Source organism: Gaoshiqia sp. US2, assembly GCF_059705485.1.
This window is the reverse complement of record NZ_AP048550.1, coordinates 2,206,995-2,226,245: the sequence shown is the minus strand read 5'-3', so window position 1 is coordinate 2,226,245 and position 19,251 is coordinate 2,206,995. Positions and strand designations below refer to the sequence as shown.

Genomic DNA, 19,251 nt, shown 5'->3' with positions numbered 1-19,251 from the left:
TTAATAATTAATTGGTGTGACAGCACCGGGTTATTAATTTACAGGCCGGAGGGTGTGACAGCATCTTCCGGCTTTTGGTTACAGCTTGTTCAGGTATGATCCATAAGCATCCTCCTTTTACTTGTTTATTTTCTCAAAATCCTGATTTCCTGATCCTTAATCTCGTATTCGATCGGAAGTGTTTTTTCCAGGATCATTAAAACCTCCAGAATGGTTTCGTTTTTAATCGTCCCATCGTAATGGTAATTCAGCAGACCTGGGTCGGCAACCACAATGTCAACTCCGAATTTTCGCTCCAGCAAAGTCATCAGGCTGGCAAAGTTCATATTAATGAATATCAGCTTATTGTCTTTCCACGATGTGTAAATTTCGGGCTTAACCTGACTGATGTGCAACGACCTTTCCTGCTTGTGAAAAGCCAATTGTTCTCCCGGTTTCAAAACAATGCTTTCACCCGTTTTAAAGCTTTTGCCCGGTTCAACCAGCACCGAACCTTCCTCCAGGGTTGTAATAATTTCCTGGTCGTCGGGGTATGCTTTTACGTTGAACTCTGTTCCCATTACCCGTACATTATAATAAGGCGTATGAACGATAAACGGTATTTCGTCCGATTTTTCGACCTCAAACCAGGCTTCGCCTTCCAGATAGGCTTCGCGGGTTTTGCTGTGGCTGTTATAAGTATATTTCAGTTCCGAACCGGCATTCAAAAAAATAATTGTTCCGTCGGGTAAGATCGTTTCAGAAACAGAACCTTTGGGCGCGATGGCCGTGTACCAGTCCTGACCGGCATTTACCGGGCCGGTATCGGGATGCAATAGATTCCCGAGAACAAAACCCAGTATTAAAATTGCTGCCGCCCAATAAGCATGGCTCAATCTGAAAATCTTAGGGTTCCGGGCCTTTTCTTTATATTCGATGCGCCTCCATAAACGGTCGAAACCGGAAACCGTGTTTAGCCCTTCCGGTGATCCGGGATCGTTTTCGAGCTGGCTAAATAATTCTTTTTTTACATCAAACTCCAGTTCCGCCTGATGAAACATGGCCAACGCTTCCTTTCTCTCCTGCTCCGTCAGCGTATCCGAGTTCAGTTTTTCAAGCCGGTCTTTCAAATATTCCTTCATCCTTTTTGTCCGAAATTTTACCTGTTATACGAATTCGCCCGATCAGATACTCACGCCTCCCGAAAAAATAAATCGGCTTTTTACAAATTCCTGTTCTGTCGGTCAATTTTACTTGTGCGAATAAAAAAATAGCATAATTTTGATCGGACATAAAAAAAATCATGTACCCGTTTTGTCAGATGAACTTCAAAAATTAAATCCAACTCATGCGAAACCTACTTTACATCCTGACCGCTTTATTTGTGCTAAATGCCTGTTCTTCAGGTAAAAAATCATTAAACAAAGGCAATTATCCCGATGCGATTGAAAAGGCAGTAAGCCGTTTAAGCAACGATCCGAACAACCGGAAGGCCCAACAGGTTATCACCGAAGGTTATTCCATCGCCATGGAATATTACCAGGAGCAGATTGACCAAATACTGAACAGTAACGAACGGTTAAAATGGAGCAAGACCCTCCAGATTATGGAACAGGTAAACCATTTGTCGGATCAGATCCGCAGGATACCGGCGGCCCGCAGCCTGGTTCCTTCGCCAAAAACATATACCTCCGAGCTGACCGATGTGAAAAACAGGGCCGCCGAAGAACGGTATGCCGAAGGCCTCATGTTACTGCAACGGCAAAACCGGGAAGATGCCAAGCAGGCTTACCTCCAGTTCAGAGAAGCCGACCGCCTGGTTCCGGGCTACCAGGATGTATTGCAAAAAATGAACGAAGCAAAAGACTTAGCCACCCTCACCGTTATTGTCGAAAACCTGCCGGCCCCTTCGTTAACCTATGAACTGACCGCCGACTTCTTTTACAACCAGGTGATGACCCAAATGAACAACCGGTTCCCGTCCGACAGCTTTATCAACTTTTATTCTCCCGCCGAAGCTGAACAAGTCGGAATAAAATACCCCGATATGCTGGTGCGGCTGGCCTTCTTCGATTTTTATATCGGTAAGCCGTCCCATTCGGAAGCCACGCACGATTTATCCAGGGAAATTGAAGAAAAAATTGAAGTGAAAGTATCGAGAGATTCGGTGCGTTACGAAACCCGGAAAGTAGTTAAAACCGGCAAAATACGCATTATTGCAGATGAAGTGGCTTCCGGAGGCCTGCTCGACCTCAAGATCGAAGATTTCCAAACGCGGAAACTACTGTTGGAGAACAAAGTTCCCGGAGAATTTATGTGGCGTAACCAATATGGTATTTTTGTAGGCGACGAAGCCATTCTGACGGCTGAAGAACGGAAGATCATCCAAAACAAGGCGATTTTACCCCCCGGGCCCCAGGATATGTTCCTCGAATTTACCCGCCCGATTTATTCAAGGCTGACAGAAAGTTTAACCGTTTTCTTTCGCCGGTACAATTAAGAAATCATGTAAAAGACTAACTTTACGCAACAGGTTCCACCTGAAGTTTTGATCATCAATAAAAGCCGGATTGACATCATGGGAAAATTGGAAAAGCTGCAGCCACAACCACTTTGGAATTATTTTGAAGCTATTTGCCAGGTTCCTCGCCCGTCGAAGAAAGAAGGTAAAATCAGGCAATTTCTGCTCGATTTTGCGGCAAAATACGGACTGAAAAATAAGACGGACGAAGCAGGAAACGTGCTGATCTGCAAACCGGCAACTCCCGGATACGAAAACAAACCGGTCGTTGTACTGCAATCGCACCTCGATATGGTGTGTGAAAAAAACAGCGACAAAAACTTCAATTTTGACACCGATCCCATTGTTCCGGTAATTGACGGCGACTGGGTAAAGGCCGACGGAACCACCCTCGGCTCCGACAACGGGATTGGTATTGCCGCACAACTGGCAGTGCTATCGGCAAACGAACTGGAACACGGACCAGTTGAATGTTTGTTTACCGTGGACGAAGAAACAGGGCTGAGCGGCGCTTTTGCCCTTAAACCGGGCTTCTTTTCCGGCAAAATCCTGATTAACCTGGATTCGGAAGACGAGGGTGAATTGTTTATTGGCTGCGCAGGCGGTATCGATACCTTAGGCGAGCTGGAAGTCGAAAAAGAACCCGTCCCCGGAAATTCGTTTGCCCTGAGAATTATGGTCCGCGGACTGTGGGGCGGCCATTCGGGAGACGATATCAATAAAGGACGCGGAAACGCCAATAAAATTCTGGCCCGCTTTCTCTGGCAGGCCATCCGGAAGTTCGGAGTTCGCCTGGCCGACTTTAACGGGGGCAACCTGCGTAACGCCATCGCCCGCGAAGCCTACGCAGTAGTTATCGTTCCCCATGTTCAGAAAGAACAACTGGTGGCCGAACTGAACATGTTTTCGGGTGACGTGGAATTTGAATACGAACGGACCGAGCCCAACCTGGTACTCGACCACAGCTCCACAATTTTGCCCGAAAAAGTACTGACCCAGGCCAGTCAGGAAAATTTACTGAACATGCTCTATGCCTGTCCGCACGGCGTGCTGGAAATGAGTACCCGCATGAAAGATATGGTGGAAACCTCGACCAACATGGCTTCAGTTAAATTTATCGACGACAACCGGGTGCTGGTTACCACCAGCCAGCGCAGCGAAATTGAAAGCCGTAAATATTTTGCGTCGGAGATGGTACGCTCGGTTTTTGAGCTGGCCGGCGCCGAGGTAAAAAACTCCGACGGCTACCCGGGCTGGACCCCCAACCCCAACAGCCACCTGTTGCGGATCTCTGCCGAATCGTATAAACGGTTGTTTGGCAAGGATCCGATCGTCCGCTCAATTCATGCCGGACTGGAATGCGGCCTTTTTCTCGAAAAATACCCGGAACTGGATATGGTCTCCTTTGGCCCAACGATCCGGAATGCCCATTCGCCCGACGAACGCATTCAGATAGATACCGTCGGCAAATTTTGGCTGCACCTGACCGATATTTTAAAAAATATTTCCTGATTTTTCTACGACCCGTTTCCATCTGATCTGCTCATTTTCAGCCATTATCCTACTTTGTTGATAGGATAATAAAATCAGTCTAAATACAAATTATCCCGTTTGTATCCTTTATCATTTGGAGGATTGGAATTGTTCGGAATTTACGAAGACATGAAAGGCGTGAGAGCTGAAAACGATCAGCATTTCACCCAAACCGCAATACAGGCCATTTATCCGGTCGGCAGTTTCTACCTCGGTACCCGGTTAAATAAGGTATCGAACAATGATGGCTCTAAAGTTACCCGCACCAACATCGGTGGCGGATGGAACATGGTGAAGCATGTTTTGGTGAAACTCGACTATGTAAACCAAAAGTACAGCGGCCCTGCCCACGGAGCAATTAACGGCGGAAAATTCAACGGGTTCGTTCTCGAAGCCGCAATTTCATTTTAACTCATTTTAACTGAAAGGTTGTCCGGCGATGGCCGGATAGCCTTTCTTCCTTCTTTTTGCTGAACAAATGAACACGAGGTTGATCTTCCTGATTTTACTTTTGCTGATGAGAATTCCTGATCTCAATGGCGCAGTTCCTTCGGGCGAAGGCCGGATCGAACGCTACCTGTTCGACCAGGTCATCATTAAAGGGACAACCAATGTGAACCAGTTCCAGCTTTCTTACCGTGAAGATCATTATACCCCCATCCCGGATACACGCGGATTTTCGGATAGAAATTTAAAAATAGCCATACCGGCACGAAAAATTAAGGCCGAATCAAAAACAATGCTGGATGATTTCCTGGATTTGATTAATGCCCGCCAGCATCCGACCATTAATATCTCGATGGCCGAAAACATTACCGGTAAACTGATGAACGAATCGGACCTGAAACATGAAATCCGGGTAACCATGAACGGCATCACGAATACCTACACCTGTACTTCCGAAATTGAAAAGTGTTATCAGGATCAATGGCGGCTGAACGGCGAAATGGACGTTTTGCTCACCGACTTTGGCATTGAACCTCCCCGAAAATTTTTAGGAATTGTTAAGGTTGGGAACGAAGTATTTATTAGCTTTAAAATCTTATTCTCAACAGAAAAAAAAGAAACCAAAAATTGAAGTTTAGCACTAAAACCCGGTATGGTATACGTGCGATGCTCGAAATTGCATCAGACACAACACAAAGTGGCGTACTTCAAAAAGATATTGCCGAACGTCAACAGATTTCGGTGAAATATCTCGATCAGATTATTCATGCCTTAAAATCGGAAGGCCTGATTATCAATGTCCGCGGAAAAAAAAGCGGATATATCCTGACCCGTAAAGCTTCCGAAATTTCCATGCTGGATATCCATAACGCTTTTGAACCGGGCATTTGTGTTATCGATTGTTTGTCGGCATTAGTGCCTTGCCCCATGAAAGATGTTTGCCGGACCATCGGTTTTTGGAGCAAATTAAATAACCTCATTTTCGATTATTTTAACAGTGTCACCCTCCAGGACCTGCTGAACGATGCCCCGTCTGCTGATAAAAAAATTCTTTCGGATTTATCTTCTTCCAACCTTGGGTAAGATTTCCGCCCCCTGAATGTTTTCAGGCCGATTCTTCGTATATTCGGCAGGTAAACGATTCCCTAAAAACAACTAACGTGAGAATAACTGTCAACCCTCCCCTGTTCGCGGCTTTTTTGCCTTTCATATTTTTATTTTTTTCATGTACAGGTCAATCTGAAAACTGGACTCATTTGCGCGGAAGCCAGCTCAACGGCATTTCTGCCAGTAAACAAGCGCCGGTAAAGTGGAGCGAAACCGATCACATCAGCTGGAAAACAGCCATTCGCGGACTGGGATGGTCGTCGCCGGTGGTGTTTGGCAATCAAATATGGCTGACAAGCGCCGACCATGAGGGAAGCTGGTTTTCGGCGTTTTGTGTTGACTTCGAAAGCGGAAAGCTGATCAAAGAGCTCGAACTGTTTCATACCGATTCGGCCCAGCGTATCCATGCGACAAACAGTTATGCTACGCCAACTCCCTGCATCGAAAACGGCTTTGTATACGTTCATTACGGAACATTCGGAACAGCCTGTATCGATACCAAAAGTTTTAAAACCGTTTGGAGCCGCACCGACCTGAATTGTGATCATTTACAGGGACCGGCATCTTCGCTGGTTTTATACAACGATTTACTGATTGTCCACCTCGAAGGAACCGACGTTCAAAACATATACGCCCTGAACAAACATACGGGTGAAATGGTCTGGCAGGTTGGCTGTCCCGACCCGGAAGTTTATGAAGAAGTTGCGCCTGTTTACCGAAAATCATACCAAACACCGGTTGTCATAACGATTGACGGGAAAGACCAGTTGATCACCAACCGCTCGTTGTATGCCATTTCATACGATCCGAACACGGGCGAAGAAAACTGGCGCGTTTACTACGGCGAAGACTCGGCTGTAAGTATGCCTCTTTTTTACAATGGTCTGGTCCTGGTCAATTCGGGCTGGGTACTTTCGCAAGGCGCTCCGTATTTCGCCCGGCTTTTTGCAGTTGATCCTACCGGAAAAGGAAATGTTACCGATAGTCATATCGTGTGGCAAACCGATCTGCATGTGCCGCAAACTTCCACCCCGATCATTGCAGACAGTCTGCTGTTTATGATCGATGAACGTGGCAACCTCACTTGCCTGAATCCCGGAAACGGACAGATATACTGGGAGGAGAAACTGAAAGGACATTTCAATATTTCGCCCGTTTACGCGGCAGGAAATCTGCATTTTACCAATACCAACGGCGAAACAACCATCATAAAAGCTTCTGCTACACACGAAATCGTTGCCCAAAATAAACTGGAAGGCACGTTTAAAGCGACTCCTGCCATTTTACGCAATTCGCTGATCATGCGGAGCGACAAGTTTCTTTACCGGATTGATTTACCTAAAGTTCAGTAAAATCAGAGAAACAGCCGCCGAACGGGTCCCTGCGTACGACGACTGGAATTCGCATGGGGCATGGGGCATGGGGCAAAGAGCAAGGACAATTAACGAAGGCGGGAGAACGAAGACAGGAGAACGGAATACAGATGCAGTTTTACTTTGGCGCTTTGTCACTCAGGCACTCAGGTACTTTTTTAACGCAGAGAACGCCAGGAAGCGCAAAGTTCGCAGAGAACAAGCCGCAATAACCAATTATCCAATGCCTAATGACCCAATGACCAATGACCAATGACCAATGACCAATGACCAATGACCAATGACCAATGACCCAATGACCAATGACCAATGACCAATGATCCAAATCTCCGGAGCCAACTCCCCGACAGGGTGAAATATCAGTAGCCCCGGACAATCAGGCAACTGCCGGACGGGATGGCGCCCTTCAATCGCATGGTTTTTAAATTGATTCCAAATTAGCCAATCAGTAAAATTTATTACGTCAAGTTTTGTAATTTGGAGAGCGAAACCGGAAAATTCCGGCCGGTTGGTTGATTTGACGCGAAAGGAAAAAACCGAAAGACTCCGCGTTTGATTGCGGATAAAGAGTTGTTTACTTGCCGACGCACCGTAGGAAATTGATACATTTGTAGCGTATTGATTATTGATAGTGATTTATAATATGACTGATCTAAAAGACGATATAACTGAGAACAAACAAGTAAAATCAAAAAAAAGGGTCGCCAACCATGGTGAAGTTTTTACAAACCAACGTGAAGTAAATGCTATGCTTGATTTGGTAAAACACGAAACTGAACGGATTGACTCTCGGTTTCTTGAACCTGCCTGCGGGAATGGAAATTTTTTAGCCGAAGTATTGAGAAGAAAATTGGCGGTGGTTGACAGCCGATATAGAAAAAGCCAAGTTGAATGGGAACGCTATTCTGTAATAGCTGTATCGAGCATTTACGGAGTGGACATTTTAGAAGATAATGCGCAGGAATGCCGAGACAGATTGCTTGGCATTTACACCGATTGGTATTCTAAAGTATTCAAACAAGCTAAAAATGAATGTATTCGTTCTGTTCGGTTTTTATTGAGCAGAAACATACTTTGGGGTGATGCGTTGGACTTTACCAATCCTCAAACCAAACAACCTATTGTATTTTCTGAATGGAGTGCCGTAAACGGCTCTATGCTCAAACGCAGAGATTATATGTTTAAATTTTTGGTAGAGAAAACGCACCAGTTCTCGCTGTTTAACGATGAAGGTAATGCTGCTTCCATTGACGAACCTGTAAAGGATTTTCCGATTATTCATTTCTTAAAACTTGGTGAAGATGATGCAAACCAACTATAACCCCGATGTACTCTCCTGCCTCGCTAATTTGAGCAATGACGAAGTATTTACTCCACCCAATTTGGTGAACGATATTTTAGATTCGCTCCCTGCCGAATTGTGGAGCAACCCAAACGCCAGGTTTTTAGACCCTGTTTCTAAAAGTGGCGTGTTTTTACGTGAAATGGCAAAGCGACTGATGAAAGGTTTAGAAACCCAAATACCCGACAAGCAACAACGCATAAACCACATTTTTAGTAAACAACTCTATGGTATTGCCATTACCGAACTCACTAGTTTACTCAGCCGCAGAAGCGTGTATTGCTCCAAAACGGCCAATGGCAAATACTCCATTTGCGAGACTTTTGATGACGAGCAAGGAAACATTCGTTACAAACGAATGAAACACACTTGGCAAAGCGGCAAGTGTACCTATTGCGGAGCAAGTCAAGAAGTGTACGATCGTGAAGATGACTTGGAAACCTACGCTTACAATTTTATTCACATAGACAAACCTAGAAAAATATTCAATATGAATTCTGCAATGCAGAATCCATTTCACAATAAAAAAATAAAAGATACCGAAATGAAATTTGACGTTATCGTTGGAAATCCTCCTTATCAATTGAGTGATGGTGGACATGGTGCTAGTGCAAAACCTATCTACCATAAATTTGTTGAGCAAGCAATAAAGCTAAACCCTAGATATATATCTATGATTATTCCAGCCAGATGGTTTGCTGGTGGAAGGGTTGGCGAACTTACTGAGTTTAGGGAAAAGATGCTACAAGATAAAAGATTAAGAATAATTCATGATTTTCAAGATGCAAGAGATTGTTTTCCAGGTGTTGAAATAAAAGGTGGTGTAAACTATTTTTTATGGGACAGGGATAATAAAGGTCTTTGTAAAGTCTGTACTCATTCTGGAAATAAAATCACATCTGAAACTGAACGTGCATTACTTGAAGATGGGGCTTCAACGTTTATTCGATACAATGAAGCAGTTCCTATATTGAAGAAGGTTCAAACAAAGAAAGAGAAGAGTTTTTCAGATTTTATCAGCGCAAATGACCCTTTTGGATTTGATGTTAGGGTTGAAGGAAGTATGAAACGAGTTAAACCTCAATTTAAACTCAGTTATTTCGAAGGAAGTGTCAAATTTTACTATAATGGCTGGAGAAAAGATGGCGTTGGTTATATTGACAAGAAATATGTACAAAAGAACTCAGATTGGTTAAATGAACATAAGTTATTTGTGGCGAAAGCAATTGGAACTGGCGATAGTAAAACAGATGTTATCAGACCTTTTGTGCCAAAAAATCCCTCTTGTACGAGTGAAACCTACCTTGTGATTGGACCTTTTAAATCTAGACAGACTTTAGAAAATGTCCTCTCATATATTGAAACCAAATTTTTCCACTTCATGGTTTCTTTAAAAAAAATCACTCAAGAAGCTAGACGTGGAGTTTACGAGTTTGTTCCACTCCAGAACTTCTCAGAACCTTGGTCAGACGAAAAACTTTATAAGAAATATGGCTTATCAGAAGATGAAATCGCATTCATTGATTCAATGATACGTCCAATGGATTTATCACAAAATGCTGAAGTAGATGAGTAAAAAAGAAGCTATACAAATTTTTGAAGACAAACAGGTGCGAACTGTTTGGGATGCGGACCAAGAGAAGTGGTACGTTTCAATTGTTGATGTGATTGCCATTCTTACAGAGCAGGTAAATTACCAGGGTGCACGAAATTACTGGAAAGTGATGAAGCACAGGCTTTTAAAAGAAGGCAATGAAACGGTTACAAATTGTAACCAGTTGAAGATGGAAGCCGAAGATGGTAAAATGCGTATGACCGATGTGGCTGATACAGAGCAATTGTTCCGGCTTATTCAATCAATCCCCTCGCCAAAAGCAGAACCCTTTAAACTTTGGCTGGCACAAGTAGCGTCCGAACGATTAGACGAGATGCAAGACCCTGAACTCAGCATTGACAGAGCTTTGGAGCAATATTTGAAACTCGGCTATTCAGAAAACTGGATCAATCAGCGGCTAAAAAGTATAGAAATCCGCAAAGAGCTTACTAACGAATGGAAAAACCGAGGTTTGAAAGAAGGACAGCAATTTGCAACACTTACGGATATTATAACCAAGGCTTGGGCAGGTAAAACCACCAAAGAATACACGGTTTTTAAAGGGTTTGAAAAAAGAAAACCTGCGAGACAATATGACCAATACCGAACTCATATTGAATATGTTGGCTGAGGCTTCGACAAAAGATATTTCGGCAGCTACAAACCCAAAAGATTTTGAAGAAAGTAAAAAAGTAGCCAGGCAAGGTGGCAATGTAGCCAAAGTAGCTCTTAAAGAATTGGAATCGAAAACAGGGAAAAAAGTAGTAAGCCCCTTAAACGCTAAAGTTGCATTGGGCATCGAAAAGCCTAAAAACAAGAAGCATGACTAAAAAAGAATTTTTCCCACCTCGACCTTCTACCAACCCCACCATTTATGCTTATGAATTGGTTGGTGTTGATACGCACAAGGGGTTGCTCAAAATCGGCTATACCGACCGTGATGCACAAACACGTATCAAAGAGCAGTTGGGAACGGCTGCCATTCAATACAAAATTGTATTTGAAGAATCGGCCATGAATCGCGACGGCAGTTCTTTTACCGACCACGATATTCACCGTCATTTACGCAAACAAGGCTTTGCCAATCCCGAAGGCGAATGGTTCAAATGCACCCTAAACGATTTACGTAAAGCCATTTGGGAAATAAAAACAGGCGAACGTATAGAAGAGAATCGTGTCCTCACTTTTGGTATGCGACCCGAACAGGACGCAGCCGTTAACAAAACCATTACTTATTTCAAGAGTTTCAAAAAAGAGAATAAAGACAGAACGCCCCATTTTTTATGGAATGCCAAAATGCGTTTTGGTAAAACATTTGCCAGTTATCAATTGGCAAAAAGAATGGGGTGGAAAAAAGTGTTGGTGCTTACCTTCAAGCCAGCCGTTGAAGATGCCTGGAAAGAAGATTTACAATCTCACGTAGATTTTAAAGGTTGGCAATTCATTTCCAAACACGCAGTTGAATTATCGAGCCAAGATATTGACCTGAAAAAACCTTTGGTTTGCTTTGGTTCGTTTCAGGATTATTTAGGAAAGAACACCAATACTGGCGGAATAAAAGCCAAAAACGAATGGGTACACGCCACCGTTTGGGATTGTATAATTTTCGACGAGTATCATTTTGGATCTTGGCGAGAAAATGCCAAAGATTTATTCGGCAAGGATTTAGAGGCCGAAAAAGAAATTGAGGAATACAAAAAGATAGAAAAAGAAGGATTTGCTGAAGAAGACAAAGTAGAACACTTAGAGAAAATTATCCCAATCAGCACCAATCACTATTTGTATTTGTCGGGCACTCCATTTCGGGCAATTAGTTCGGGCGAGTTTATCGAAGAACAAATTTTCAATTGGACGTATTCAGATGAACAGCGAGCCAAAGAGAATTGGACAGGCGAAAATAATCCGTATGCTGCCTTGCCAAGAATGGTAATGCTTACGTATCAATTGCCCGACTCCATTCGCCAAATTGCTATGCAAGGCGAGTTTGACGGATTTGATTTAAACATATTCTTTTCAGCCGAAGGCGAAGGCCGAAAAGCCCGTTTCGAATATGAAGATGAAGTACAAAAATGGTTAGATTTAATACGGGGTTCGTTCAGCGAAACCACCGTTGACCATTTGAAAATGGGAGCAAAAAAACCGCCGTTGCCATTTTCACACGCTCCATTGCTCAAAGTGTTGAATCATACCTTTTGGTTTTTGCCCACAGTAGCAGCATGTAACGCAATGGCGTTGTTGCTTGAAAGAAGGCAAAATACATTTTACCACGATTACAAAGTGGTGGTTGCCGCAGGAACGCAAGCAGGTATTGGCATAGAAGCATTGCCACCTGTGCTGGATGCAATGACCGATAATCCGTTAGAATCTAAAACCATAACGCTATCATGTGGTAAACTCACCACAGGCGTTTCTGTTAAGCCTTGGACAGGAATTTTTATGCTTCGTAATTCTTCCAGTCCTGAAACCTATTTTCAAGCCGCATTTAGAGTGCAAACACCTTGGGTAATTAAAAATCCCGATAGCAAATCTCCTAATAAAGAAGAAATCCTAAAAGAAGAATGTTACGTTTTCGACTTTGCTCCCGACCGGGCATTACGGCAAATAGCCGATTATAGTTGTCGTTTGAATGTAAACGGATCAAACCCAGAAGCGAAGGTTGCAGAGTTTATAAACTTCCTGCCAGTATTGGCTTATGACGGCAGTTCAATGAAGCAAGTGGATGCCGCAGGAATTTTAGATATGGCAATGAGTGGCACAACTGCAACGCTCTTGGCAAGACGTTGGGAAAGTGCATTGCTCGTAAATGTAGACAACAATACGCTTGCCCGATTGATGGCTAATGAGGAAGCAATGAAAGCTCTAATGAGCATTGAAGGCTTTAGAAATTTAAATCAGGATATTGAAACAATTATCAATAAATCGGAAGCGGTTAAAAAAGCTAAGAAAGAAGCTAACGACAAGGAACTTACTAAAAAGCAAAAACAAGAATTAACTGAGCAGGAGAAAGAATACAAAAGCCTTAGAAAGCAAATACAGGACAAACTAATCAAGTTTGCTACCCGTATTCCAGTGTTTATGTACTTGACTGACTACCGTGAAAGAAGTTTGAAAGATGTGATTACTCAATTGGAGCCAGGTCTTTTTAAGAAAGTAACGGGCTTAACAGTTAGAGACTTTGAGCTATTGGTAAGTCTTGGCGTTTTCAATTCTGCATTAATGAATGATGCGGTATACAAATTCAAACGTTACGAAGATTCGAGTTTGGAGTATATTGGGATTAATAAGCATGAAGGTGAAGAAGTTGGCCTTTATGACACGGTTTTAAGTCGTAAAGAAAAACATACTGCATATGGATACAGATGATTTATCAAAGGAATCTTACGATGGAATTTTAATAGAGGCAGAGAAATTAACACATGAGTTGACTTTGCATTTTGGTTTATTATCAAGTGATTGTAAAAATGAGACCGAATACATTGACAAAGCAGAGAAACTAACCAGAGAAATAATGCAAGTGGAGGATTCGAAATTAGACGATTTGTTTTGGGGAAATCCTCCGTAAAAAGAAAAATTGAAATTCACACTTCAAAAAATTATCGATAATATTGAGAAAATAAAGAAAATTCCGATTGAGCAACGACATTATGACTAAACAAGAAATAAAGCAAAAAGAGGAGAAACTTCTTGAAATGACAGGAGCCTTTTGCGCTCAAAAATTAGATGATGACTATTATCAGTTATGTGAAAAGCTTATTAAAAAGCTTGGAAGAAAAAGAGATGTTCCCTTTCAGAGAGGTAAACTTGAGATTTGGGCAGCAGCTATTGTTTATGCTATCGGGTCAATAAACTTCTTGTTTGATAAATCATTTGAACCATATATGACTGCTGACCAGATTAGTGATTATTTTGGAACAAAAAATTCAACAGTATCAAACAAAGCACGTGAGATAAAAGATATGTTTGATATGTGGCATTTTAGTCCAGAGTTTTCTACACAAAGGATGACTGAATCAAATCCTTTTAACAAGATGGTTATGGTTGATGGATTTATTGTGCCGATTGATACTTTGCCTGATGATTTGCAACAAATGGTCAGAGATGCTAGAGCAAGAGGAGAAGATATAGAATTTCACACAAATAGAGATGAATAATTGCCAGCTGCTAATCGAGTAGACTGCCCCGCCAGTGACTACTGACGGGGAGAGTCTTTCGCACCACTGAACGTACGCGTGCTTCGCGCTTTAAATCAATGCAAAAAAGTAAGTTTTTTTACTCTGTTGCTAAACGCCTTTTTTAGATATTAAGTGGTTTTTCGTATACCGGAAAATATATTCTTACGGTTATCCCAAACAATTCTTCTGAATGTTTCTGTAACTTTGCAGACAAATTGATCTGGCATCCGGCTTATTTGTTCTTACAAAAAGATGAGATTAAAGCGACTAAAACTGAAGAAGGCAGAAGAAATTGCAAACAGCATTTCGCACGGAATCGGGATCGCCCTGGCTGTGGCCGGCGTTGTCCTGCTGGTTGTATTTGGAGTCCTTTACGGAACCGTGTGGCACATCGTGAGTTTTTCTGTTTTCGGGGCCAGCATGATTTTGCTGTACCTGGCGTCCACCCTTTATCATGGCGTAAAAAAGCCGCGGCTTAAAGCCAAACTGAATAAGTTCGACCACTCGGCCATCTACATTCTGATTGCCGGCTCCTATACCCCGCTTTCCCTGATTTCGCTTCGCGGCTGGGTTGGCTGGACTATTTTCGGATCAATCTGGACCCTGGCCATTGCAGGCGTTATTTACAAAATCTGGTTTTACTCGCCCCGCTGGCGTAACCTGTCAACTTACCTGTATGTAGCCATGGGCTGGCTGGTCATTCTGGCTATTGTTCCGGTGGTCCGCAATGTTCCCGGCACCTCCCTCTGGTTTTTTCTTGCAGGTGGCATCAGTTATACCTGTGGTGTCGCTTTTTACCTGCATCATCACATTCCGTTTTTCCACCTGATTTTTCACCTGTTTATTTTAGGCGGTTCTGTTTGTCATTTCTTTGCTGTTCTTTTCCTGCTGCCCATCTGATCTTTTCAATGCGGCCCGAAAACAAAAAAGCCCGATCAATTGTCCTAATAGAAAAAAGCGATGAAACAATTGGTTTGGATTGGGCTGACCATTTTCAGCCTGAGCGCCTGCGGCCAAAAAACACATAAAGCAGATGAAAGTATGAACTACAACCGTTTAAACGAATTTGAAGAATACGTGATCCTCCGCAAGGGCACAGAACCGCCGTTTACGGGGAAGTATTACCTCCATGCCGACACCGGAACTTATGTTTGCAAACGCTGCAATGCCCCGCTATACAAGTCGTCGGATAAGTTTGACGCCGGATGCGGCTGGCCCAGTTTTGACGACGAAATGGAGGGCGCTGTTCGCAAATCGGTGGATGCCGACGGACGACGGACAGAGATCACCTGCGCCAACTGCGGCGGTCATCTCGGCCATGTTTTTTACAATGAAGGGTTTACCCAAAAAAATACGCGACACTGTGTTAATTCGGTATCCATCGATTTTTTACCGGAAGCGCCAAAGTAACATCCAAACGGTATGTACGGAAACGGGAGATCACTCGCTGCAACAAAAAACGATCAGAAACTGAAACTCCCGTATCACCATAAAAACCTTTTCTATTCGTCTGCTTCTTCCATGCTTTCGGCTCTCAGAAAGAAAACCGACAAGTAACCCTTTTTACGCTGTTCGACTTGCTTCCGTAAATCAGCGATTTTTTGCATTTGATCGCTTTGGTGGTTGCCGCCGTCTATCTCGTGATTACCGCCGCCATCGTGCCCCAAAACATGATCGCCGTTTTCTGATTGTTCAGCCAGGATGTCAGCTTCTTGCTTTTGCAGGTAGTCTTCATCAATGCGTATTTCATCCAAAATACCGGTTACAACCAGTTTGCTGCCCATTTGTTCCTGTGTGAATGAGTTGACAGAACCACCGGCTTCAACACGGAGGGTGATATCTTCGGTACTTCCCATCAAAAAGCAACGGCCTCCGCCATGCTGACATACATGAGACACGATTCCGGTTACCGCTACGGTTTTTCCAACGAAATCACTTCCCGATTCCTGAACCTGATCCACCGTCATCAGGAAGACTTCTTCGATAACAATTTGTTTTTTGGCCGTGTACTGACAGGCCGATAAGGCAGCAAATACAAGCACGATCAAGGATATTTTTTTCATTGTTAGCTGATTTTATATGATGTAAAAAAATAAGAAAATTCCCGGAATTAAAAAACCCAGTAAAGTCAGCCACCAACCGCGACCGGTGATGCCGTATTTTCCCTTCAGTAAAAATAAACCCGACACTGCCACAAATACCAGAACGACCGCCAGAATATCCGAAACCCACACCCAAATACGCGTAGTTGCTACTTTGTGCAGTTTGTTGATGTGGTAAAACAAGGGGCGTTTTTCCAGTAACTCCATTTCGGCATAACCATCCGACGGACGATAAACCACCATCCCGTTTTCCACAAAAATCTTTAACGCCCCGTCGTTCCCCACATAGTGTTTCTTATAAACAGGAATCTTTTTAAACAGTTCCAGTTTGTTTTTTATCAGCTCCAGGTCAAGCCCGGCAAGTTCCAGTTCTCCCCACTCCACCGTCTCGCGGACAACAATGTGATCGGCATTCCAATCTTTTTTATGATTCAGCGCAATCCCCGAAACAGCATAAATCAGCACCATTCCGGCAATCAGATATCCAAAGTCGCGGTGCAGGTTCCTTAGTAATTTTCTAAACTTCATTTGGTATTTTATTTATGAACAATTGTTCGTTATATTTGTGTCGGATATGTGAACAATTGTTTTGATAAAAATATAAAATTTTAGCATGATGAAGATAGCTATTCCAACCAAAGAAAGTATGGTTGACAATCATTTCGGGCACTGCGATTTTTTCACGGTTTATGAGTTAAATGACCGGTTTGAAGTGATTTCGTCGGAGAAAATAGAAACGACAAAAGAGTGCGGATGCAAATCGAACCTGGCCGAAGAACTGGCAGCCAAAGGGATTAAGTTGCTGTTGGCCGGGGGTATTGGCGAAGGCGCCGTCAGAAAATTGAGAGAGCAAGAAATTGAGGTAATTGCAGGCTTCAGCGGAGAGATTGCAAACGTGCTGGAGCAATGGAAACGCAAAGATTACCAGACCGGCTTTACCATTTGCACCGAACATCATGATTGTTCGCTCTAACCGGCCAAACCGCGTTCGGATCGGCCATTGACCAATTGATAGACATCGTCGAATGTGGCGGCATCCATCAGTTTCGCCCGCATGGCTGACGCCCCTGAGAAACCGTTGGCATAAATTTTATAAAAACGTTTCAGGATGTTGAAATTCTTCTTCCCTCCCCAGTTTCGTTCAAATAAGCGGGTATGGAAAAGCAACTGCTCCAGTTTTTCTTCAGGCGACGCTTCCCCGGGTTGCTTATTAAAAAACCAGGGATCGTGAAAAATGCCGCGGCCGACCATAATCCCGTCGAGGCCGAAACGATCGGTATATTCGATCGCCTGCGTATACGAGAGGATATCGCCGTTTCCTAAAACCGGTACTTCCGGCGCCAGCTGATCGCGCAAACGGGCGGCTTTCCCGATTTCATCCCAGTCGGCCACCCCGTCCGACTGTTGCTTTTGCGTACGCCCGTGCAATGTAATGGCTGCCGGCTTCGTTTCAAGCAATTGAGAAATCCAGCGTTCGGTTTCATGTTTCCGGATGCCGGTTCGTGTTTTTACCGAAACCGGTAAGTAGGTGGCCTCTTTTGTGGCAAAAACAATCTCTTTAGCCAGGTCGGGCTGATCAATCAGCGCGCTGCATGAACCTTGTTTGACCACATTCTTCACCGGGCAGCCCATATTGATATCCAGACCGTCAAAATCATATTCTTCGGTTAATTCGCGGGCAATTTTATGAAACACGTCCGGTTTGTTTCCCCAAATCTGAGCTACCAACCGAATATTTTTCTGTTTCAGGATTTCCTTTTCTGACGGACTAACCACCAGGCGCTCCGACACCCGCTTTTTCCCTACGGGATGGTTCATGCCATCCACCGCGGTAAACTCGGTAAACAGCACATGCAAACAGCCGGGAGCCGAGAGACGCGCCACCAATTCACGGAAAGAAGTATCCGTTACGTCTTCCATCGGCGCCAGCGCCATCAGCGGACCTTGTATTTCGCACCAGAAATTACTCATTGCCTGTACGGATCAAACTCAACTTTTGGTTTATACTTTTTCGGAATGCTTTTCGGTTGCCAAACTTACGCTGAAATGTTTGGACAAGCAAATAACGGTCCTCTTCAGCAGCATGCAACACCTCCCTGCACTCATCGCCGCAACATCCTTCGTACCTGGCAGCACATTCCGGACATTGAATAAAAAGAATATGACAAAGCTTGTTCGCACAGTTCACATGGGTGTCGCATTTCTGCCCGCACTGGTGGCAATGAGCAATCACTTCACCGTTAATTGACTCTCCCAGCCGTTCATCAAAAACAAAATTCTTACCGATAAACTTCGATTTCAGGTTTAATTGTTTTACCTGACGCGCATATTCAATAATTCCGCCATGCAATTGATTGACATCGCTGAAACCATGATGTTTCAGGTAAGCGCTGGCCTTTTCGCAGCGAATTCCACCCGTACAGTACAGTAGTATTTTCCGGTCTTTTTCATTGCTTAGCTGATTGACAACCAACTCAATCTCTTCACGAAAAGTATCAGCTTGCGGACATAGAGCGCCGTCAAAATGGCCAATCTCCGATTCATAGTGGTTCCGCATATCCACGACAAGCACCTCCGGATTCCCGACATATGCATGAAACTCGGCCGCCGACAAATGGCGTCCGACATTTGTCACGTCAAAAGCCTGATCATCGAGCCCGTCGGCCACAATTTTAGGCCGCACTTTGATGGTTAGCTTGTAAAACGATTTACCATTATCTTCCACTGCATATTTTATTGGTATATTTTTCAACTCGCCATGTTGATTTAATTTTCCAAGAAAATCATCCAGGTATTGGGATGGAACGCTCATTTGCGCGTTAATCCCTTCGCGGGCCACGTAGATTCGCCCAAAACAATTCAGGGCAGACCATTCCAGATAAAGCAAATCCCGGAAACGCTGCGGGTCGTCTATGCGAACGTATCGATAAAAAGAAATTGTCGTTCGCTGAAAATCCTCCTCCATCAGCCTCTTTTTCAGCTCTTCTTTATGATATCGGTTATAGAGTTGCATATAAACTTTTGCCTGCAAAGATAAATATTCCGATTTAAAGACCATTATCTCCTATTATTTTATCGTCT

Annotated in this window: 22 protein-coding genes; 17 read left to right on the top strand and 5 right to left on the bottom strand. The window is 43.6% G+C overall.

Annotation, left to right across the window (positions count from 1 at the left end; translation table 11 throughout):
- Positions 1-125: 125 nt before the first annotated feature.
- Positions 126-1,121, bottom strand: coding sequence for a FecR family protein (locus tag AC6H3C_RS08805; protein WP_497520384.1), 996 nt, complete (start codon positions 1,119-1,121; stop codon positions 126-128).
- A 206-nt stretch (positions 1,122-1,327) separates the two neighbouring features.
- Here AC6H3C_RS08805 and AC6H3C_RS08800 point away from each other — a divergent pair, with 206 nt between their 5' ends.
- From AC6H3C_RS08800 to AC6H3C_RS08725, 16 genes are all read left to right on the top strand, one after another.
- Positions 1,328-2,479, top strand: coding sequence for a hypothetical protein (locus tag AC6H3C_RS08800; RefSeq protein ID WP_497520382.1), 1,152 nt, complete (start codon positions 1,328-1,330; stop codon positions 2,477-2,479).
- A gap of 78 nt (positions 2,480-2,557) precedes the next feature.
- Positions 2,558-4,012, top strand: a complete 1,455-nt coding sequence (locus AC6H3C_RS08795) for an aminoacyl-histidine dipeptidase (RefSeq protein WP_497520381.1) — start codon at positions 2,558-2,560, stop codon at positions 4,010-4,012.
- A gap of 99 nt (positions 4,013-4,111) precedes the next feature.
- Positions 4,112-4,444 carry a hypothetical protein gene (locus tag AC6H3C_RS08790; protein WP_497520380.1) on the top strand — a complete coding sequence of 111 codons (333 nt, stop codon included), beginning with the start codon at positions 4,112-4,114 and terminating at the stop codon, positions 4,442-4,444.
- Positions 4,445-4,511: 67 nt separating this feature from the next.
- A complete protein-coding gene (locus AC6H3C_RS08785) occupies positions 4,512-5,111 on the top strand; it encodes a YceI family protein (RefSeq protein ID WP_497520378.1) in 600 nt (199 codons plus the stop codon).
- Positions 5,108-5,563, top strand: a complete 456-nt coding sequence (locus AC6H3C_RS08780; protein WP_497520377.1) for an RrF2 family transcriptional regulator — start codon at positions 5,108-5,110, stop codon at positions 5,561-5,563. The genes AC6H3C_RS08785 and AC6H3C_RS08780 overlap by 4 nt, the downstream gene beginning before the upstream one ends.
- 77 nt (positions 5,564-5,640) lie before the next feature.
- Entirely contained in the window at positions 5,641-6,939 is a 1,299-nt protein-coding gene (locus tag AC6H3C_RS08775) for an outer membrane protein assembly factor BamB family protein (protein ID WP_497520376.1), read from the top strand.
- Complete coding sequence (locus AC6H3C_RS08770) at positions 6,917-7,216, top strand: hypothetical protein (RefSeq protein WP_497521298.1); 300 nt, start codon at positions 6,917-6,919, stop codon at positions 7,214-7,216. Before AC6H3C_RS08775 ends, AC6H3C_RS08770 begins: the two co-directional genes overlap by 23 nt.
- Positions 7,217-7,603: 387 nt before the next feature.
- Positions 7,604-8,281, top strand: coding sequence for a hypothetical protein (locus AC6H3C_RS08765; protein WP_497520375.1), 678 nt, complete (start codon positions 7,604-7,606; stop codon positions 8,279-8,281).
- On the top strand, positions 8,262-9,878 hold the full coding sequence (locus tag AC6H3C_RS08760; protein WP_497520374.1) for an Eco57I restriction-modification methylase domain-containing protein: 1,617 nt from the start codon (positions 8,262-8,264) through the stop codon (positions 9,876-9,878). The genes AC6H3C_RS08765 and AC6H3C_RS08760 overlap by 20 nt, the downstream gene beginning before the upstream one ends.
- Complete coding sequence (locus AC6H3C_RS08755) at positions 9,871-10,527, top strand: BRO-N domain-containing protein (protein ID WP_497520373.1); 657 nt, start codon at positions 9,871-9,873, stop codon at positions 10,525-10,527. The genes AC6H3C_RS08760 and AC6H3C_RS08755 overlap by 8 nt, the downstream gene beginning before the upstream one ends.
- Positions 10,490-10,726 carry a hypothetical protein gene (locus tag AC6H3C_RS08750; RefSeq protein ID WP_497520372.1) on the top strand — a complete coding sequence of 79 codons (237 nt, stop codon included), beginning with the start codon at positions 10,490-10,492 and terminating at the stop codon, positions 10,724-10,726. The genes AC6H3C_RS08755 and AC6H3C_RS08750 overlap by 38 nt, the downstream gene beginning before the upstream one ends.
- Positions 10,719-13,259, top strand: coding sequence for a GIY-YIG nuclease family protein (locus AC6H3C_RS08745; protein WP_497520370.1), 2,541 nt, complete (start codon positions 10,719-10,721; stop codon positions 13,257-13,259). The genes AC6H3C_RS08750 and AC6H3C_RS08745 overlap by 8 nt, the downstream gene beginning before the upstream one ends.
- Complete coding sequence (locus AC6H3C_RS08740; RefSeq protein ID WP_497520369.1) at positions 13,246-13,458, top strand: hypothetical protein; 213 nt, start codon at positions 13,246-13,248, stop codon at positions 13,456-13,458. The genes AC6H3C_RS08745 and AC6H3C_RS08740 overlap by 14 nt, the downstream gene beginning before the upstream one ends.
- Before the next feature lie 82 nt (positions 13,459-13,540).
- The gene (locus tag AC6H3C_RS08735; protein ID WP_497520368.1) at positions 13,541-14,047 is read left to right on the top strand and encodes a DUF6398 domain-containing protein; all 507 of its coding nucleotides are present in this window, start codon (positions 13,541-13,543) and stop codon (positions 14,045-14,047) included.
- 273 nt (positions 14,048-14,320) lie between these two features.
- A complete protein-coding gene (gene trhA / locus AC6H3C_RS08730) occupies positions 14,321-14,968 on the top strand; it encodes a PAQR family membrane homeostasis protein TrhA (protein WP_497520367.1) in 648 nt (215 codons plus the stop codon).
- Between the two features lie 60 nt (positions 14,969-15,028).
- The gene (locus AC6H3C_RS08725) at positions 15,029-15,478 is read left to right on the top strand and encodes a methionine-R-sulfoxide reductase (protein ID WP_497520366.1); all 450 of its coding nucleotides are present in this window, start codon (positions 15,029-15,031) and stop codon (positions 15,476-15,478) included.
- A 92-nt stretch (positions 15,479-15,570) separates the two neighbouring features.
- On the opposite strand, the gene AC6H3C_RS08720 is transcribed toward AC6H3C_RS08725, so the two are convergent.
- Both AC6H3C_RS08720 and AC6H3C_RS08715 read right to left on the bottom strand, forming a co-directional pair.
- Entirely contained in the window at positions 15,571-16,131 is a 561-nt protein-coding gene (locus AC6H3C_RS08720) for a hypothetical protein (RefSeq protein ID WP_497520365.1), read from the bottom strand.
- 12 nt (positions 16,132-16,143) lie between these two features.
- Positions 16,144-16,698, bottom strand: a complete 555-nt coding sequence (locus AC6H3C_RS08715; RefSeq protein ID WP_497520364.1) for a PepSY-associated TM helix domain-containing protein — start codon at positions 16,696-16,698, stop codon at positions 16,144-16,146.
- Between the two features lie 85 nt (positions 16,699-16,783).
- Here AC6H3C_RS08715 and AC6H3C_RS08710 point away from each other — a divergent pair, with 85 nt between their 5' ends.
- The gene (locus AC6H3C_RS08710; RefSeq protein ID WP_497520363.1) at positions 16,784-17,143 is read left to right on the top strand and encodes a NifB/NifX family molybdenum-iron cluster-binding protein; all 360 of its coding nucleotides are present in this window, start codon (positions 16,784-16,786) and stop codon (positions 17,141-17,143) included.
- Here the strand turns inward: AC6H3C_RS08710 and AC6H3C_RS08705 are convergent.
- Together AC6H3C_RS08705 and trhO are read right to left on the bottom strand one after the other, a co-directional pair.
- Entirely contained in the window at positions 17,140-18,141 is a 1,002-nt protein-coding gene (locus tag AC6H3C_RS08705) for a tRNA dihydrouridine synthase (protein ID WP_497520362.1), read from the bottom strand. The genes AC6H3C_RS08710 and AC6H3C_RS08705 overlap by 4 nt on opposite strands.
- A complete protein-coding gene (gene trhO, locus AC6H3C_RS08700) occupies positions 18,134-19,228 on the bottom strand; it encodes an oxygen-dependent tRNA uridine(34) hydroxylase TrhO (RefSeq protein ID WP_497520361.1) in 1,095 nt (364 codons plus the stop codon). The genes AC6H3C_RS08705 and trhO overlap by 8 nt, the downstream gene beginning before the upstream one ends.
- Positions 19,229-19,251: the final 23 nt, after the last annotated feature.

Coding starts and splice junctions, on each gene's coding strand:
- AC6H3C_RS08735 (WP_497520368.1), top strand. CDS start 13,541: ATGACTAAACAAGAAATAAAGCAAAAAGAGGAGAAACTTCTTGAAATG.
- trhA (WP_497520367.1), top strand. CDS start 14,321: ATGAGATTAAAGCGACTAAAACTGAAGAAGGCAGAAGAAATTGCAAAC.
- AC6H3C_RS08805 (WP_497520384.1), bottom strand. CDS start 1,121: ATGAAGGAATATTTGAAAGACCGGCTTGAAAAACTGAACTCGGATACG.
- AC6H3C_RS08795 (WP_497520381.1), top strand. CDS start 2,558: ATGGGAAAATTGGAAAAGCTGCAGCCACAACCACTTTGGAATTATTTT.
- AC6H3C_RS08755 (WP_497520373.1), top strand. CDS start 9,871: ATGAGTAAAAAAGAAGCTATACAAATTTTTGAAGACAAACAGGTGCGA.
- AC6H3C_RS08750 (WP_497520372.1), top strand. CDS start 10,490: ATGACCAATACCGAACTCATATTGAATATGTTGGCTGAGGCTTCGACA.
- trhO (WP_497520361.1), bottom strand. CDS start 19,228: ATGGTCTTTAAATCGGAATATTTATCTTTGCAGGCAAAAGTTTATATG.
- AC6H3C_RS08705 (WP_497520362.1), bottom strand. CDS start 18,141: ATGAGTAATTTCTGGTGCGAAATACAAGGTCCGCTGATGGCGCTGGCG.
- AC6H3C_RS08785 (WP_497520378.1), top strand. CDS start 4,512: ATGAACACGAGGTTGATCTTCCTGATTTTACTTTTGCTGATGAGAATT.
- AC6H3C_RS08760 (WP_497520374.1), top strand. CDS start 8,262: ATGATGCAAACCAACTATAACCCCGATGTACTCTCCTGCCTCGCTAAT.
- AC6H3C_RS08740 (WP_497520369.1), top strand. CDS start 13,246: ATGGATACAGATGATTTATCAAAGGAATCTTACGATGGAATTTTAATA.
- AC6H3C_RS08720 (WP_497520365.1), bottom strand. CDS start 16,131: ATGAAAAAAATATCCTTGATCGTGCTTGTATTTGCTGCCTTATCGGCC.
- AC6H3C_RS08800 (WP_497520382.1), top strand. CDS start 1,328: ATGCGAAACCTACTTTACATCCTGACCGCTTTATTTGTGCTAAATGCC.
- AC6H3C_RS08725 (WP_497520366.1), top strand. CDS start 15,029: ATGAAACAATTGGTTTGGATTGGGCTGACCATTTTCAGCCTGAGCGCC.
- AC6H3C_RS08710 (WP_497520363.1), top strand. CDS start 16,784: ATGATGAAGATAGCTATTCCAACCAAAGAAAGTATGGTTGACAATCAT.
- AC6H3C_RS08765 (WP_497520375.1), top strand. CDS start 7,604: ATGACTGATCTAAAAGACGATATAACTGAGAACAAACAAGTAAAATCA.
- AC6H3C_RS08715 (WP_497520364.1), bottom strand. CDS start 16,698: ATGAAGTTTAGAAAATTACTAAGGAACCTGCACCGCGACTTTGGATAT.
- AC6H3C_RS08745 (WP_497520370.1), top strand. CDS start 10,719: ATGACTAAAAAAGAATTTTTCCCACCTCGACCTTCTACCAACCCCACC.